The 16,539-nt window shown below is 56.1% G+C and carries 13 protein-coding genes; 10 read left to right on the forward strand and 3 right to left on the reverse strand.

The annotated features are described in order from the left end of the window. Positions 1–31: 31 nt before the first annotated feature. From FE788_RS04015 to FE788_RS04025, 3 genes are read left to right on the forward strand one after another with little or no spacing between them, the layout of a single operon-like run. A complete protein-coding gene (locus FE788_RS04015) occupies positions 32–1,465 on the forward strand; it encodes an aspartate kinase (RefSeq protein ID WP_138379430.1) in 1,434 nt (477 codons plus the stop codon). Continuing rightward, entirely contained in the window at positions 1,455–2,405 is a 951-nt protein-coding gene (locus FE788_RS04020) for a TPR end-of-group domain-containing protein (protein ID WP_138379431.1), read from the forward strand. Before FE788_RS04015 ends, FE788_RS04020 begins: the two co-directional genes overlap by 11 nt. Continuing rightward, positions 2,402–3,829 carry a sodium/proline symporter gene (locus tag FE788_RS04025; protein WP_138379432.1) on the forward strand — a complete coding sequence of 476 codons (1,428 nt, stop codon included), beginning with the start codon at positions 2,402–2,404 and terminating at the stop codon, positions 3,827–3,829. The genes FE788_RS04020 and FE788_RS04025 overlap by 4 nt, the downstream gene beginning before the upstream one ends. Positions 3,830–3,867: 38 nt before the next feature. On the opposite strand, the gene FE788_RS04030 is transcribed toward FE788_RS04025, so the two are convergent. Then, positions 3,868–4,293, reverse strand: a complete 426-nt coding sequence (locus FE788_RS04030) for an RrF2 family transcriptional regulator (RefSeq protein WP_138379433.1) — start codon at positions 4,291–4,293, stop codon at positions 3,868–3,870. 340 nt (positions 4,294–4,633) lie between these two features. On the opposite strand from FE788_RS04030, the gene FE788_RS04035 reads away from it, so the two are divergent. The 4 genes from FE788_RS04035 to hpaR all read left to right on the forward strand — a co-directional run bounded on the left by FE788_RS04035 (position 4,634) and on the right by hpaR (position 11,756). Next, the gene (locus tag FE788_RS04035; RefSeq protein WP_138379434.1) at positions 4,634–6,520 is read left to right on the forward strand and encodes an SLC13 family permease; all 1,887 of its coding nucleotides are present in this window, start codon (positions 4,634–4,636) and stop codon (positions 6,518–6,520) included. Between the two features lie 241 nt (positions 6,521–6,761). After that, a complete protein-coding gene (locus tag FE788_RS04040; RefSeq protein ID WP_168190258.1) occupies positions 6,762–8,042 on the forward strand; it encodes an efflux RND transporter periplasmic adaptor subunit in 1,281 nt (426 codons plus the stop codon). Then, a complete protein-coding gene (locus FE788_RS04045; protein ID WP_138379436.1) occupies positions 8,039–11,206 on the forward strand; it encodes an efflux RND transporter permease subunit in 3,168 nt (1,055 codons plus the stop codon). The genes FE788_RS04040 and FE788_RS04045 overlap by 4 nt, the downstream gene beginning before the upstream one ends. A 154-nt stretch (positions 11,207–11,360) precedes the next feature. Beyond that, positions 11,361–11,756, forward strand: a complete 396-nt coding sequence (gene hpaR / locus FE788_RS04050; protein ID WP_281277197.1) for a homoprotocatechuate degradation operon regulator HpaR — start codon at positions 11,361–11,363, stop codon at positions 11,754–11,756. A gap of 15 nt (positions 11,757–11,771) precedes the next feature. Here the strand turns inward: hpaR and FE788_RS04055 are convergent, their stop codons facing one another. Both FE788_RS04055 and dapA read right to left on the reverse strand, forming a co-directional pair. Further along, positions 11,772–12,635 carry a fumarylacetoacetate hydrolase family protein gene (locus FE788_RS04055; RefSeq protein ID WP_138379438.1) on the reverse strand — a complete coding sequence of 288 codons (864 nt, stop codon included), beginning with the start codon at positions 12,633–12,635 and terminating at the stop codon, positions 11,772–11,774. Positions 12,636–12,667: 32 nt separating this feature from the next. After that, on the reverse strand, positions 12,668–13,579 hold the full coding sequence (gene dapA, locus FE788_RS04060) for a 4-hydroxy-tetrahydrodipicolinate synthase (RefSeq protein ID WP_138379439.1): 912 nt from the start codon (positions 13,577–13,579) through the stop codon (positions 12,668–12,670). A gap of 163 nt (positions 13,580–13,742) precedes the next feature. On the opposite strand from dapA, the gene FE788_RS04065 reads away from it, so the two are divergent. Genes FE788_RS04065 through hpaD form a run of 3 tightly spaced genes read left to right on the forward strand, consistent with a single transcriptional unit; the run spans position 13,743 to position 16,537 of the window. After that, the gene (locus FE788_RS04065) at positions 13,743–14,138 is read left to right on the forward strand and encodes a 5-carboxymethyl-2-hydroxymuconate Delta-isomerase (protein WP_138379440.1); all 396 of its coding nucleotides are present in this window, start codon (positions 13,743–13,745) and stop codon (positions 14,136–14,138) included. Between the two features lie 2 nt (positions 14,139–14,140). Next, entirely contained in the window at positions 14,141–15,658 is a 1,518-nt protein-coding gene (hpaE, locus tag FE788_RS04070; protein ID WP_138379441.1) for a 5-carboxymethyl-2-hydroxymuconate semialdehyde dehydrogenase, read from the forward strand. Between the two features lie 36 nt (positions 15,659–15,694). Next, entirely contained in the window at positions 15,695–16,537 is an 843-nt protein-coding gene (gene hpaD / locus FE788_RS04075; protein WP_138379442.1) for a 3,4-dihydroxyphenylacetate 2,3-dioxygenase, read from the forward strand. The last annotated feature ends 2 nt before the right edge of the window (positions 16,538–16,539 follow it).

The raw sequence follows: 16,539 nt of genomic DNA on the forward strand, positions 1-16,539 counted from the left end.
GAACAACAGAGGACGCCACGAAGGAAAGATAATGCATACCGTAGAAAAAATTGGCGGGACGTCCATGAGCCGCCATGAAGATGTGTTGAACAATATTTTTATCGGCGGACGCCAGGAACGGGATCTTTATAACCGTATCTTTGTGGTGTCCGCCTATGGAGGCATTACGGATAAGCTTCTGGAACATAAAAAGAACCGCAAACCCGGAGTTTATGCTCTGTTTTCCGACGGGGACAGCGAATGGGCGTGGGGGGATGCCCTGACCCGGGTTTCCCATATCATGTGTGAAAAAAACAAGAAAATTTTCGGCGACAGTGAGGAGCAGCGCCAGGCCGACAGTTTTGTCATTGAACGGATTGAAGGGGTCCGCAGTTGTCTGATGGATCTGCACCGGCTGTGTTCCTTTGGACATTTTCAGCTTGAGGAACATCTGATGACCGTGCGCGAAATGCTCAGTGCGCTTGGTGAGGCCCATAGTGCCTACAATACCAGTCTTCTGTTGCAAAAACACGGCGTCAATGCCCGCTTTATTGATCTCAGCGGTTGGCGGGAAATGAGCAAACAGCCGCTGGATGAAAAACTCATGGCGCATATGAAAGATGTGGACCTGACTCGTGAACTGCCGATTGTGACCGGGTATGCGCAATGTTCTGAAGGTCTGATGAATACCTATGATCGCGGGTATACGGAAATCACCTTCAGCCGTCTGGCGGTGCTCACGGGCGCCCGTGAGGCGATTATCCACAAGGAATATCATCTGAGCAGCGCTGACCCGAAAATTGTCGGGGTGGAAAAGGTCAAGCCCATCGGCCAGACCAATTATGATGTGGCGGATCAGCTGTCCAATCTGGGGATGGAGGCAATTCATCCGCGCGCGGCCAAGGGGTTGCGTCAGTCGGGTATTCCGCTCAGGGTAAAAAATACGTTTGAGCCGGATCATGACGGCACGCTCATCCGCACGGAGTATATGAGCGAAAAACCCTGTGTGGAGATTGTGGCCGGGCGCAAGGGTATTTATGGCATCGAGGTATTCGATCAGGATATGGTCGGTGTCGGCGGATATGAGGAAACCATTCTGAAGACCCTTAAACGCTTTAAGGTCAAGATGATCACCAAGGATATCAACGCCAACACCGTCACCACCTATGTGGTCGGTAATCTCAAGGATGTGCGGCGGGTGGTGACGACGCTGGAGGAAGAATATCCCCAGTCGGAAATCTCCGTACACAAGGTGTCCATTGTGTCCGCCATCGGCAGTGACATACAGATCAGCGGTCTGCTTTCGCGGGCGGTCAGGGCGATGGCGGAACACCGGATTGTCATACGGGCCATGAGCCAGTCCATCCGCCAGGTTGATATCCAGTTTATTGTGGCCGAGGACGATTACGAAGCGGCCATTCGAGCACTGCATGAAGTGCTGGTGGAGAAGGACGCGGAACAGGGAATAATGACAGATGCCGCGTAACGTGACAAAACTGTTGCTGATTCTGTGCAGCAGCCTGATGTTGAACGGCCTGGTGCCTTCGATGGGGCCGGCGCAAGTAGCGGCGCCCGTCGGCGTGGATCAGGAGAATTACCGCAAGGTTGGTGCTGAACAGCTGGCGCAGAAAATCGGGGAGTTGGAAAAGCCACTTTATTCCCCATTTATTGAACGGTTTCTTCTGGATGAGGTCAAGAACCTGCGGGTGGATCAGGAGCGCTTAAGGACGGAAATGACCGAAAAGCTGGCCAGCAGTCAGCTCAAGGTTTCCGATCTCGCCATGACCTATGTGACAGATGCCGTGACCTATTTTTTCTATCTGATTACGGGGATCACCACCCTGATGGTGATTGTGGGGTGGACCTCATTGCGGGAAATTCGCTCCAAGGCCGAAAACCTTGCCAATAAGAAAATCAGCCAGGTTACAGCGGATTATGAAAGACGGTTGCAGCACATAGAGGATGAATTGCGACAGAAGTCGCAGCGTATCGCCGAAAATCATGAGGAAATCGAAAAAACCAACGAAATTCATTCCCTCTGGCTCAAGGCGTCGCAGGAAACGCTGCCGGAGGCCAAGATCGCCATTTATGATCAGATTTTGATGATCCGTCCCGATGATGTGGAAGCCTTGACCTACAAGGCGGATGCGGTTTTGCAGCTTGATGAACCGGTCTGGGCGCTCAGTCTGTGCAACCGGGCCCTGAAATATGACCCGGAAAACGCCAACGCCTATTATCAGCGGGCTTGTGCCGAAGCGAAACAGGGATATGTGGATGATGCCCTGAAGGACCTGGAAAAAGCCTGCGCACTTTCCGAGCCCTATCGCGACGAGGCGCGGGAAGACCCTGCCTTTGACGGATTGCGTGAACTGCCGGCTTTCATGGAAATCATCAGCAAAAACCCGCTAGTTGAGGACGAGACATGATTGCCAGTTTTGTCATTTTCCTGGTCTTGTTCATGGGGGTGGGTATTTTATCGGCGCTGAAAAGCACAGGCCACAAAAAGGATTATTATCTGGCGGGCCGCAATGTATCGCCATGGTTGGCCGGGCTGTCGGCGGTGGCCACCAATAACAGTGGTTTTATGTTTATCGGGGTGATCGGCTTTACCTATTCCACCGGACTTGCGGCCATCTGGTTGATGGTCGGGTGGATTTTCGGGGATTTTCTGGCCTCGCTTTTTGTCCATAAACGGTTGCGTGAAGTTTCCGGCGCCGTCGATGAAGTGACCTTTAGCGGTGTTCTCAGCCAGTGGCGGGGAACGGAACAGAAAGTGCTGCGGGTTATCACGGCATTGATCACGATCCTGTTTTTAGGGGTTTATGCCGCGGCCCAGCTCAAGGCGGGCGGAAAAGCCCTGCACAGCCTGCTGGGATGGGACCTGCGTTCCGGAGCGCTTATCGGCAGCATTATTGTGGCGGCTTATTGTTTGTCTGGCGGTATTCGGGCGTCCATCTGGACCGATGCAGCCCAATCCATTGTCATGATCCTGGCGATGGGAATCCTGATGGTGATGGCGATAATGCATCTGGGCGGTCCCGAAATGGTGGTCCACCAGCTTGGCGCTATTCCCGGATATTTGTCGCTCACGCCTGAAGGCAGCCTGTTCCAGCCGAAATGGCTGTCGTTCGGGCTATTTGTGATCGGCTGGCTCTTTGCCGGTCTCAGCGTGATCGGCCAGCCGCATATCATGGTTCGGTTCATGGCCCTGAAACGTCCCGGGGACATGCGGAAAACCCGCCTGTATTATTATGGCTGGTACACGCTGTTTTATGCCATGGCCACGGTGGTGGGACTGTTGGCCCGGCTTTATCTGAGCGATGCCAGCAGTTTTGATGCAGAACTGGCGCTGCCTCTGATGGCGATAGAAATTTTGCCGCCGGTGCTGGTGGGGCTGGTTTTGGCCGGTATTTTTGCGGCCACCATGTCAACGGCGGACTCCCTGATTCTGAGCTGTTCGGCCGCCATCACCCATGACCTGTTTCCCCGCAGGCTGGAAAATATCTGGCTGATCAAGGCTGCAACGCTGATGGTGACCGCGTTGGCTTTGTGGATTGCGCTTGCAGACCAGCAAAGCGTTTTCCGGCTAGTGATTGTGGCCTGGTCCGTCCTTGCCTCTGCCTTTGCGCCCCTGTTAATCGTCAAAAGCTTGGGCAGAGAGGTTCCGGAACGCCTGGGCGTGATGATGATGGTTGTGGGGGTGCTGGTGGACCTGATGTGGATCGAAATGGGCTGGAGCACCTATCTTTATGAAGGAATGGCAGGGATTTTGTCCGGCTTGCTGGTCTATGCGGCTTTCCGCGGCGTCTTCTCTGACCCGGTCGTAGAGTATGTCGAAGGAAACCGCTGAGGCTAGCGTGAATTGTGAATAGGTTGGTTCAATTCACTCTAGGTGTGCTGGGGCGCGGCGTCCGCAAGATCCCGCAGGGTTCTTTGATCCAGAACCTCAGTTAGGGCCAGGCGCGCGTCGATCATGATATTGCGAATCCGGCAGCTGGTTTCATCGGGGCAATCTTCACAGGGGCGATACCGGGTCAGGCTTGCGCAGGGCACCATGGCCAGCGGGCCGTCAATGATCCTGATAATATCGCCCACGGTGACCTTTTCCGGGGCGCGGGCCAGGCGGACGCCGCCATACAGCCCGCGTTTGCTGTCAATAATATTGTTTTTGCGCAGTTCAGTGAGGATCGCCTCCAGAAATTTATGGGGAATATTCTCGGCCTGGGCAATAGCGCCTGTCTGGACCCGCTGGGTATCCTGCGCCACTAGATAACTCAGCGCCTTCAGCGCGTATTTTGCTTTCATGGACAGCATGATGGTCCCTGTTTCTTTATTCGCTGTTGCCCCCGGTCCGCTTTTCCTGAACCAGCCGGGGGGATCCCACTTCACCCTGTATCATGATTATGGCGAATCCCGGATGTGCTGTGCTTATTGGGAGATGGCGCGGAAAACCGCGGGTTTTGGCAACAGCTTGATTTCCGGGACAGCAAAAATTCAGTATGATTTTCCCTCAAAGTCTGAAGCAACGCCGCACTATGCGACCTCTTGGTCCTGACCGGGTGATTATCCTGCTCTGTTTAACGAAGGTTTGTTGACTTTGCAATAAAAATTAAATAATCCTATCGGGAAAATAGGAAATTAAGGGTGAACGGCTATGACATTTTCCGCCGAGACGCATCTGCTCATTACCTTGGGGGTGTTGCTGGCCCTGTTTGTTGCCTTTGTTCTGGAACGTGTGCCAGCGCATCTTAGCGCGATGACGGCGACGACGGTTTTGCTCGTCACCGGGACGCTTTCGACGGAGGATGTCCTGGCAACCTTCAGCAATCCGGCGCCGATGACCATTGCCTGCATGTTTGTCATCACGGCTGCTTTGGAAGGGGCAGGGGTGATTGATGCATTAGGTCGTTTTATGCTGGGGCTTGCCGAGCGGCATAAGGGGCTGGCGCTTCTGGGATTGTTTTTTGGGGTGATGGTGGCGTCGGCTTTTATGAACAATACGCCGGTGGTGATTGTCATGGTGCCGGTCATGATTGCCCTGGCCCAGAAGCTGGGGGATTACCCGTCAAAATATCTGATGCCGCTCAGCTTCGTCGCGATTTTCGGGGGGACCTGCACCCTGATTGGCACCTCCACAAATCTGCTGGTGGACGGGGTGGCCCGCAGTCATGGCTTTGCCGGTTTTGGTATGTTTGAAATGTCGCTGGCGGGGTTGTGCCTGGCCGCTGCCGGAGGGATATATCTGATGCTGGTGGGGCGGCGGGTTCTGCCGGACTATCCCCTGCTCATTGATCAGATTGGCACAGAAGAGGCTAAAAAACGTTTTGTGGCGGATGCCATGATCCTGGGGGGATCCTCAGTTATCGGCAAAACCCTGAATGAGCTGAACTACGACGCCAATGCCCGGTTTCGTATTGTGGACCTGATCCGCGGTGATGCCGGTGTAAGGCGCAGCATCATGGCCCCCGAAAGTGGTGCGGCCTTAAGCGCCCTGCGCGATACGCCGCTTCAGGAAGGCGACCGCCTGATTTTTAAAACAGACAAAGGGGATCTTGAGCGGATCCGGTCTTTGTTCGGGCTGTCTTTCGATACGGAACGCAAAACAAATGGTATGGCCGGGACCGGGGCCGGGGCCGGGGTCGGGGTGAGCGTGCCGGCACGGCTCGGAGCGCCTCTTGTGGCCCGTGAAACCGTTGTGGCCGAAGGGGTACTGGGAAAATCCTCGCGCCTTGTGGGCAAAAACCCGGCAACGTTGCGCTTGCGGCGCCGATATGGTTGTTATTTGCTGGCTATTCACCGGCGCAATGAAAATATCACGGCCTCGTTTGACAATATTGTGTTGCGGGAAGGGGATGTTTTGCTGTTTGAAGGGCCGCGGGAAGAACTGGACAAGTTGTTTGAGAATGAAAATATTCTCAGGATTACCCACCTCAAAGGTGTTGAGCTGGATCGTCCAAAGGCGGTTCTTGCCGTTATGGCGCTGGGCGCGGTGGTGGGGTTGGCTGCCCTGAATGTCATGCCCATTGCCGGGCTGGCGTTGTCTGCGGCGGTGTTCCTTGTCCTCACTGGTTGTGTCGGTTCACGCAAGGCTTATGAGGCCATAGACTGGCGGATCCTGCTGTTGATCTATGGCACGCTGGCAGTGTCCACGGCCATGGAGAAAAGCGGGGCGGCCCAGATTCTGGTCAGCGGGCTGATGGCAGCTTTGGGTGAAATGGGACCGGTGATGCTGCTGGGCGGAATTTACCTTCTGACCTCACTGCTGACCGAAGTGATGAGTAACAATGCGGCCGCTGTGTTGATCGCGCCACTGGCCATCGGTCTGGCTGAAAGTCTGGGGGTGGATGCGCGCCCGTTTCTGGTGGCGGTCATGTTCGGGGCGAGCGCCAGTTTCGCCACGCCCATCGGATATCAGACCAACACCATCGTCTATTCGGCGGGAGGATATAGATTTGCGGACTTTCTGAAAATCGGGATTCCGCTGAATATTCTGATGTTGCTTGTATCTGTGGGGGTTATTCCGCTGTTCTGGTCTTTCTGAATACCCGCTCACAAAAATGTGAATGGCTGTTTTTTAGGGTTTCCCGGTAGACAAAGCCATTTTGGGATATATATATCAGTCAACTCTGTCGCAGACTGAAATTTGACTGAAATTTTAAGTCTTTGGTAAAACTGAATAACCGCCGGAATTCCCGGTTCTGGGTAATGTTTTCCCGGTTTTTACAGCCAGAATGAGGCCCCAGAATAAGGTTATTGTCAGATTTATTTTGAAAGGTTCCTCCATGAAACGGGCGCTTTCGTTTATTCCTTTTATTTCGTTTCTTGCCGTTGTGATAGGGCTTGCGGGCTGTGAGCAGGAGCTTGGCAATCAGGCCGGCCCGGGCTTTGGCCAGCCGCCGCAGGTTGAGGTGGCGGTGCCGATCGAAAAGGAAGTGACGGAATGGGATGAATTTACCGGCCGTCTGGCCGCAGTGGAAGCGGTGGATATCCGGGCGCGGGTAAGCGGCTATCTGGAATCTGTCCATTTCAAGGAAGGCGCCATGGTCCAGAAGGGGGATCTTCTTTACATCATTGATCCCCGGCCCTATGAGGCGGCCTTGAAGAGCCGCAAGGCGGAACTGGTTCAGGCCCAGGCGCGGTTGAAACAGACGACGGCCAATCTGAAACGCGGCAAGGAGCTTGTGGCCAAGAAAGCCATCTCGCAGGAGGTCTATGACCAGCGCGTCGAGGAATATGAGCAGGCCCGTGCCGCGGTAGAGGCGGCTCAGGCCGCGGTGCAGCTTGCGGAGCTGGATGTGGAATACACCCATGTGCGGGCCCCGATCACGGGACGTATCAGCCGCACGCTGGTCACCCCCGGTAATCTGGTCAGCGGTGGTTCCAGCTCTTCTACCCTGCTGACCCGAATGGTGTCCATGGACCCGATCCATTTTTATTTTACGGGGGATGAGAGGGACCGGCTGCGCTATTTGCGGCTTGACTTGGAAGGGCGTCGACCCAATTCGGCGCGTTTCGCCAATGCCGTGCGATTGCAATTGCCGGATGAGGAAGGTTATCCCCATCGTGGGGTGATGGATTTCGTGGATACCCGGATTGATGAGGAAACCGGCACGATTACCGGTCGGGCCATTTTCGACAACCCCGATCATCTTTTGGTGCCTGGCATGTTTGCCAAGATCAAACTGAAGGGGGAAGGGCCATACCAGGCGTTTCTGATCCCGGACAAGGCCGTAATCACCGACCAGTCACAACAATATGTCTTTGTGCTGGATGAAAACAACACGGCGCAGCGCCGGGTAGTAACAGCAGGAATTATGGCCTATGGCCTGCGGGTGATCCGGGATGGCCTGTCCGCCGATGATCGGGTGATTGTGAATGGTTTGAGTCGGGTTCGCGCCGGCATGACGGTCCAGCCGGTGCTAGTAAAGCTGGAGCCCCGGGAAGAGGAAAACAGCGATTTTGGTTCGGACCCTGATCTGGACAGTCCTGACCCGAAAAATTCTGACCCGAAAAAAACTTCCCAAGAAAACGGCACTAGCGCCGAAGGAGAGGGCGGGGCATGAAATTCGGTCACTTTTTCATAGAACGCCCCCGGTTTGCCGGGGTTTTGTCCATTTTGCTGATTATTATCGGGCTTCTGGCTTTCGGGGCCCTGCCGGTATCCCAATATCCGGAAATTTCCCCGCCGACCATTAACGTGTCGGCCTCCTATCCGGGGGCGACAGCGGAAACCATTGCCGATACTGTGGCCACTCCTATTGAACAGGCGGTCAATGGCGTGGAAAACATGCTGTATATGACCTCGTCCTCCACAGCGGGCCAGTTGTCGCTGGACATTACGTTTGAACTGGGGACCGATCTGGATACGGCGCAGGTTCTGGTGCAGAACCGGGTTGCCCAGGCGGAACCGCGCCTGCCGGCGGAAGTGCGCAATCTGGGGGTTGTGGTTCAGAAACGATCGCCGGACCTGATGATGGTGGTGCATCTTTTGTCCCCGGACGGCACCTTTGACAACCTGTATATCAGCAATTATGCCCAGTTGCAGGTGGTGGACGTGCTCAAAAGGATCAAGGGCATCGGCGACATCACTGTTTTCGGCACCCGGGAATACAGCATGCGGGTGTGGCTGGATCCGGACCGGCTGGCGGCCCTTAACCTGACAGCAACGGATGTGATTCAGGCGCTCAGGGCCCAGAATGTGCAGGTGGCTGCGGGAACGCTGGGCCAGCCGCCCATGAAGGAAAAAACGGCCTATCAGTTTTCGGTCAATACCCAGGGGCGCTTCAACGATGTTGAACAGTTCAAGAAAGTCATCATTAAGTCCGGGGAAGAAGGGCGCCTGGCGCGCATCGAGGATGTGGCACGGGTGGAGCTCGGGGCCAGGGATTACGGGATCAACAGTTTCCTGAATGGCAAGATGGCAACGGGGCTGGGCATTTTCCAGCTGCCCGGCGGGAACGCCCTGGAAACTGCGGCGGCAATTCACAGAACCATGGAGGAACTGTCCAAAGATTTCCCCGACGGACTGACCTATAAAATCGCCTATGACCCCACCCAGTTTGTGGAAGAGTCCATGGACGCCGTCTACCAGACTATTTTTGAAGCGGCGCTTTTGGTGATCGTAGTGATTATCTTGTTCCTGCAGTCTTGGCGGGCGGCCCTGATCCCGATTATTGCCATTCCGGTCTCCCTGATCGGCACCTTTGCGGTGATGGCCATGTTCGGGTTTTCGCTCAATACGCTGTCGCTGTTCGGGCTTGTTCTGGCCATCGGGATTGTGGTGGATGACGCCATTGTGGTGGTGGAAAATATTGAACGGAATCTGGAGCTTGGCAAAAGCCCGCGCGAGGCTGCTCATATCACCATGGACGAGGTGGGTACGGCGCTCATTTCCATCGCGCTGGTGCTTTCGGCAGTTTTTGTGCCGGCGGCCTTTTTGGGCGGAATTACTGGCGAGTTCTTCCGCCAGTTTGCGCTCACCATTGCGGTGGCAACCATCATTTCCGCGTTTAACTCGCTTACGCTTAGTCCGGCACTGGGGGCTATTCTGTTACGGGAGAAAGGGGCGCCGCGTACCACTTTCGGCAGGATCTGGAATGCAGTTCTCGGGCCGGTGTTCAGGGTTTTCAACGCGGTTTTTGACAAGGCGACCACCGGATATGAGCGCAGCATATCGCAGGTCATCCGCCGTCCGTATGTTTCCTTAAGCGTTTTCGGCGTGTTGCTGTTGGTGATGGTTGGGGCGATCCTGCGTATTCCCACCGGATTTATTCCGCAGCAGGACATGGGATATCTGATCGTATCGGTAGAACTGCCCAAAGGGGCGTCCCTGCAACGCACCACCGATGTGGTGCTGGAAGCGACCGATGAAATCTTGGAGGTGCCGGGGGTGGGCAATGTGGTGGGCATTGCCGGGTTTAGCGGGGCGACTTTTGCCTCGGCGTCCAATGCGGCGGCCATGTTTGTGTTGCTGGAGCAGTTTGAAGACCGCGCGCCAGGCATCACGGCGGCGGGCGTTGCGGCGCAGATCCGGCAAAAACTTGGTCATATCATGGAAGCGGGCTTTTTTGTCATTGATCCGCCGCCGGTGCGCGGGCTGGGTCAGGGCGGCGGTTTCAAGATGATGGTGCAGGACCGTTCGGGCCAGGGGTTGCGGGCGCTGGAAGCTGAGAGCTGGAAACTGATCGGCATGGCCAATCAGGATCCGATGATCCAGTTTGCCTTCACCACCTATGGCACAAATGTGCCGCGCTATTGGCTGGACATTGACCGGACCAAGGTGGAAATGCTGGATGTGCCGATTGACAATGTGTTCAGCACATTGCAGGCCTATCTGGGGTCGGCTTATGTGAATGACTTTAACCTTTTTGGCCGCACCTACCGGGTGACCGTACAGGCGGATTCCGAGTTCCGGCTGACCCCGGATGATATTACGGATCTGAGGACCCGCTCGCGCAGCGGCAAGATGGTGCCGCTGGGATCGTTGCTGGAAGTGCGCAAGACCACCGGTCCGGACCGGGTGGTGCGGCATAACCTTTATCCGGCGGCCGAAGTCCAGGGCAGCGCCATGCCGGGGGTAAGCACCGGCGCGGCCATCGAGGTGATGGAACGGCTTGCGGCGCAGGGGCTTCAGAGCGGATTTGGCTATGAATGGACGGAGATTGCCTATCAGGAGAAAAAAACCGGCAATGTGGGGCTGTTGATTTTCCCCTTGAGTGTACTGTTTGTTTTTCTGGTACTGACCGCTCAGTATGAAAGCTGGTCGCTGCCGCTGGCCATTATCCTGATTGTGCCGCTATGTATTCTGTTTGCCCTTGGCGGCATCTGGCTCAGGGGCATGGACAACAATATCCTCACCCAGATCGGCTTTATCGTGCTGATTGGGCTGGCGAGCAAGAACGCCATTCTGGTGGTGGAATTTGCCAAGCAACAGGAAGAGGAAGGGCGGCGGCTTCTGAGCGCGGTCGTCGAAGCGGCCCGGTTGCGGCTGCGGCCCATTCTGATGACCTCCATCGCTTTTATTCTCGGGGTTGTACCGCTGGTGTTTTCTTCTGGTGCCGGTGCGGAAATGCGTCAGGTTCTGGGGACTGCGGTCTTTTCCGGCATGATCGGCGTGACGCTCACCGGGCTGTTCCTGACTCCGGTCTTTTATGTGGTGATCCGTCGGTTTGTGACGGGCCAGAAAAACGACAACTCCCTTGAAATTCCCGAACCGGATAAGATCTAGGGGCGATATGCTAAGAAATACTAATATCTGTGAAAGGAGCTGAGGAAATAGGTTGCGAGAGTCTTTGACAGGGGGTAACACTAGAGCCTTGCTTCAAAGCGTTTCAACGGCAATGGACCCGCTCGCCATGCGTGAATTCAATCGCTCCCTTCCCATGCGGATGCTCAGGGCACGGGAAGTATTTATGAAATTGTTCAGACCCATTCTGAACGATTACGGCATCACGGAACAGCAATGGCGTGTGCTCAGGGCGTTGCTGGATGAAGGGGAAATGAGTGGCCAGGCCCTGAGCCGTAAATGCTGCCTGTCCGGGCCCAGCCTGTCCCGCATCATCAGCCTGCTGTCCAAAAAGGGATATATCATCAAACGTATTCAGCCTGACGACCAGCGGTACATGCTGATCCGGCTGGCGCCCGCCGGCAAAAAATTGTGTGAAGAAATGTCTCCGCGCATCGAGGAAAAATACCGGGCGGCGGAAAGTATCATAAGCCCGCAGCAGCAGGAACAGTTGCACCGACTTCTGGACCAGATCATCGACCGGGAAGAGTAAGCCCCCAGAAAAGCCTTACAGGCGTTCATCTTCCACCCCGTTTTTCAGGCAACCGATTCCGTCCACGGTCACTTCCACCACGTCGCCGGGGATAAGATAACGTGGCGGGTCAAGGCGCGCGCCGGCGCCCGTGGGGGTGCCAGTGGCGATCATATCCCCCGGTTCAAGCTGGGCGAAGGTGGAAATATAATGGATTAGATAAGGGATCGGGAACATCATGTTGGCAGTGGTATCGTCCTGACGTATTTCCCCATTCACCCGGGTCTGAAGATGCAAGGCCCCCAGATCTTCAAACTGATCCGACGTGACCATCCAGGGGCCATACGCGCCGAGTCGTTCGAAATTCTTGCCCTGGGTGACGTTGAACTTGGCGTGACGCACCCAGTCGCGCAGGGTCGCTTCGTTCATGATGGTGAGGCCTGCAATGTGATCCCGGGCATGTTCTTCGGGAATGCGCCGTCCGGCTTTGCCGATGATGACGACAATTTCTCCCTCATAATCCAGTTGTTCACTTTCCGGGGGGCGGACCAGATTTTCCCCCTGTGCAACAAAAGAACCGGGCGTGCGCATGAAAATGCTGGGATATTTCGGCAGTTCGGATTCGTCTTGATATTCCGCATTGCGGTTGGCGTAATTGACGCCCACACAAATGATTTTTCCCGGGCTGAGTAAGGGTTTTAACAGCTTGACCTGCTCCACGGGGCAAAGGGGGGGCAAGCTTTGGGCCAGGGCCATGGCCTCTTCCAGCCGCCCTTGTTGCAGCAGCGCATCAAGGCTGTATACCCCTTCTCCCAGTCGCCCGCCCAGGTCGATGACCTGATTGTCCTGAACCGTTCCTACCGAGATCCGGCCGTCTTTTTCGAAGGTGATGAATTTCATGATCCTCTCCCGCGTCCTTTATATCATGCCTGTTATATCAGGCCTGCGCGGTCCAGTACCGCGTCCAGACGCCTTTCCAGGTCCGGTGGGGCGGGGCACATGGGCAGGCGGTGTTCATTGTCCGCGATCAGGCCCAGGCGCTTCATCATATATTTGATGGGGATGGGGTTGGTGTCGTAAAAAACTGCCTGATTGACCTCCAGTAGGCTGGCATGCAGCGCCCGGCCTTTTTTCAGATCATTGTTCCAGACGGCCTCTACCATATCCGCCAGAATGCGGGGGTTTAGGTTGCCCACCGCATTCATCAGGCCGCAGGCGCCCACCGCCATCATGGGGAAACTCAGTTCTTCCAGCCCGACGAAGAATTTCAGGTCCGGGTCGATATGCCCCAGGCATTCGCTGACAAAACCCAGATCGTTGACCGCATGTTTGAGGCCCACGAAATTGGGGGAACGGTTCCGCAGGGTCCGCACCGTGTCCAGCGTCACACCGACGGCGGTACGGCCGGGAATATGGTAAATCATCCAGGGCACGTCATGGCCTTCGGCCAGTTTCAGGTAATAGTCGATCAGGCCCCGCTGCGGCGGCCGGATATAATAGGGAGTGACAATCAGCAGGGCATCGGCGCCGGCGTCTACCGCATGATGGGTGAGCTGTTGCGACTCGGCCAGCGACTGGGAGCCGGTGGCCGCCACCACGGGGCAGCGTCCGTTGACGGTATCGACGGCAAGGGAAACCAGGCGGTTCCTCTCGTCAATCGTCAGGGTGGAGGGTTCGGCCGTAGTGCCGTTGACCAGAATGCCATGCGAGCCGTTCCTGATCTGGAACTCAACCAGCCCGACATAGGCGTCATAATCCACCTGGCCATTGCGGAACGGGGTGATCAGGGGGGGAATGGAGCCTTTCAGGCGGTCGGCCTGGGGGCGGTCCTGTGATGGTGTCATTATTCGTCTCCTTGGGGGCTGTCTTCTTGGAGTGGGCCCCGCTTACTTATTGACAGGATGTCAAGAATAATTTAATACATAACATGTTATCTATTATCTTGTTAACTAATATTGCGATGACTGTCAATATCCTTCATACTGATCGCCTGTCTGGAGAAAAACCGTGCCTCATTTTATCGTAGAATACTCCGCGAATATAGAGCAGGAACTGGATCTTCCGGAGTTCCTTGCAAAAATCCGTGATGTGGCCGTGGAGACCGGGCTCTTTCCTTTGGGCGGAATTCGGGTACGGGCCGCCCGCCGGGACCATTATGTCATTGCCGACGGCAACCCGGAAAACGGTTTTGTGCATATTGTGGCGCGGCTTCGGGCGGGGCGGCCGTTCGACCTGCGCAAACAGGCAGGGCATCAGATCTTCGGGGTGATCTGCGACCACCTCCAGTCGCTTTATAACCGTCGCCCGTTCGCCATTTCCTTTGAAATGCAAGAAATCGACATGGACTTCAATTTCAAGAAAAACAACCTTCATGAGCGTCTTGAGCATAAACAGGAAGCATAACCATGACACAGTTTGAGCAAAACTTGCAAAAGGCCGAAGCGTTTTTGCAACGTTTCAGAGATAACCCGGCTCCGCATTTTATTGCCGGTACAATAACCCTTGGTCGCTCAGGCCGGACGTTTGACAATATCAGCCCCTTAGACAACAGCGTGATGGGAGAGGTGGCCGAAGGCAGCGCCGCCGACATTGACGCGGCCGCCACGGCCGCCTGGGACGCCTTTCCGGCCTGGCGCGACATGTCCCCCAAGGAACGCAAACGGATTCTTCATCGTCTCGCGGATCTGATCGAGCGGGATGCGGAGGAAATCGCGCTGCTGGAAAGCCTGGATACGGGACAGCCCATCCGTTTCATGAGCAAGGCGGCCATCCGTGGGGCCGCCAATTTTCGCTTCTTCGCGGACCGGGCGCCGCAGGCCCGGGACGGGCAGGCCCTGCCGATGGACAGCCATATCAACTATACCCTGCGTACTCCCATCGGGCCAGTGGGCGTGATTACCCCTTGGAACACGCCCTTTATGCTGGCCACCTGGAAAATCGCCCCGGCATTGGCTGCCGGCTGCACCATTGTGCACAAACCGGCGGAATGGAGCCCGCTGACGGCGGTGAAACTCGCCGAACTGGCCCAAGAAGCCGGTATCCCCGACGGGGTGTGGAATATGGTGCAGGGGCTGGGCGAAGGCGCGGGCAAGGCGCTGACCGAGCATCCTCACATCAAGGCGCTGGCCTTTGTCGGCGAAAGCCAGACCGGTAGCCTGATCATGGCCCAGGGCGCTCCGACCCTGAAACGGGTGCATTTCGAACTGGGCGGCAAAAATCCGGTGATCGTGTTTAACGATGCGGATCTGGACCGGGCGCTGGATGCGGTGGTGTTCATGATTTACAGCCTGAATGGCCAGCGCTGCACCTCCTCCAGCCGTTTGTTGATCCAGAAAGACATCGAGGCGGAATTTCTCGACCGTCTTGCGGAACGGGTGTCGAAAGTACGGGTGGGCCACCCGCTGGACCCGGCGACGGAAGTGGGGCCGCTGATCCACAAAAAGCATTTTAACAAGGTGATGAGTTATATGCAGATCGCCCGCGAGGACGGGGCGGAGATCCGGGTTGGCGGCGCGGCGCGCGAGGATCTGGCGCCGGGCAACTATGTCATCCCCACCCTGTTCGCGAATGCCCGCAATGACATGCGCATAGCCCAGGAGGAAATCTTTGGCCCGGTGCTGACCGCCATTCCCTTCACCGACGAGGCGGAAGCGTTGCAACTGGCCAATGACGTGCAATATGGACTCACGGGCTATATCTGGACCCGGGATGTGGGGCGGGCCCATCGGCTGGCGCAGCGGATGGACGCAGGCATGATCTGGGTGAATTCGGAAAATAACCGGCATCTGCCTTCTCCCTTTGGTGGCATGAAAGCCAGCGGCATTGGCCGGGACGGCGGCGATTACAGTTTTGAGTTTTACATGGAAACCAAAAATATCTGCATCGCGCTGGGGGACCACCCGATCCCCAAACTGGGGGTTTGAACGGCACCGGAAGAAACCTTGGAAAGGATTAAGAGAATGGGCGAAATTGTACTGGCCGCCAAAATCACCCATGTGCCGACCATCTGGATGTCGGAAAAGGTGAAAGGGTTTGAAGGCATCCGGAAGCAGGCTGTTGCAGGGTTGAAAGAAATCGGTCGTCGCGCTGAAGCCCGGGGGGTGGAAACCTTTATCCTATGCGACACTCACTGGTTGGTGAACCAGGGGTTTCACCTGAACGGCCGCCCGGGTTGGGCGGGCACCTTTACCAGTCATGAACTGCCGCATATGCTACATGGGCTGGCCTATGACTATCGCGGGGATCCGGATCTGGGCGACCTGATTGCCGAAGAAGCCAATGCAGCAGGGCTGCGTACGCTCAATCACAAGGTGCAGGGCTTGGACCTGGAATATGGCACGCTGATTCCCATGTGGCTGGCCAATACATTCGGGGCCAGGGTGTTACCGGTGGCGGCCAACCAGTTCTCGGCCCCCGAAGAAAACCGGGATTTCGGTATAGCGTTGCGCCGGGCGGTGGAAAAAAGCGGCCGTCGTGTGGCGTTTCTCGCCTCGGGCTCCCTGTCCCATGCGTTCGCACCCAACCGTGTCTCCCGGGATAAACTCAATGACATCACCGATGAATTTCTGCGGCAGGTGGACCTGAGGGTTTTGCAGCTCTGGACCGAAGGCGAGATCGCGACCTTCCTGAAAATGCTGCCCACTTATGTGACGGCCTGCCACGGGGAAGGGGCTATGGCCGATACCGCCATGCTGTTTGGCGTGCTGGGGTGGGACAGTTATAGGGGTAAAGCCGAAATTCTTTGTGACTATTTCCCGTCCAGTGGCACGGGTCAGGTGATCGTGGACTTTCCAGTGTCTTAACT

The organism is Luteithermobacter gelatinilyticus (genome assembly GCF_005849285.1).
Classification (GTDB): domain Bacteria; phylum Pseudomonadota; class Alphaproteobacteria; order Sphingomonadales; family Emcibacteraceae; genus Luteithermobacter; species Luteithermobacter gelatinilyticus.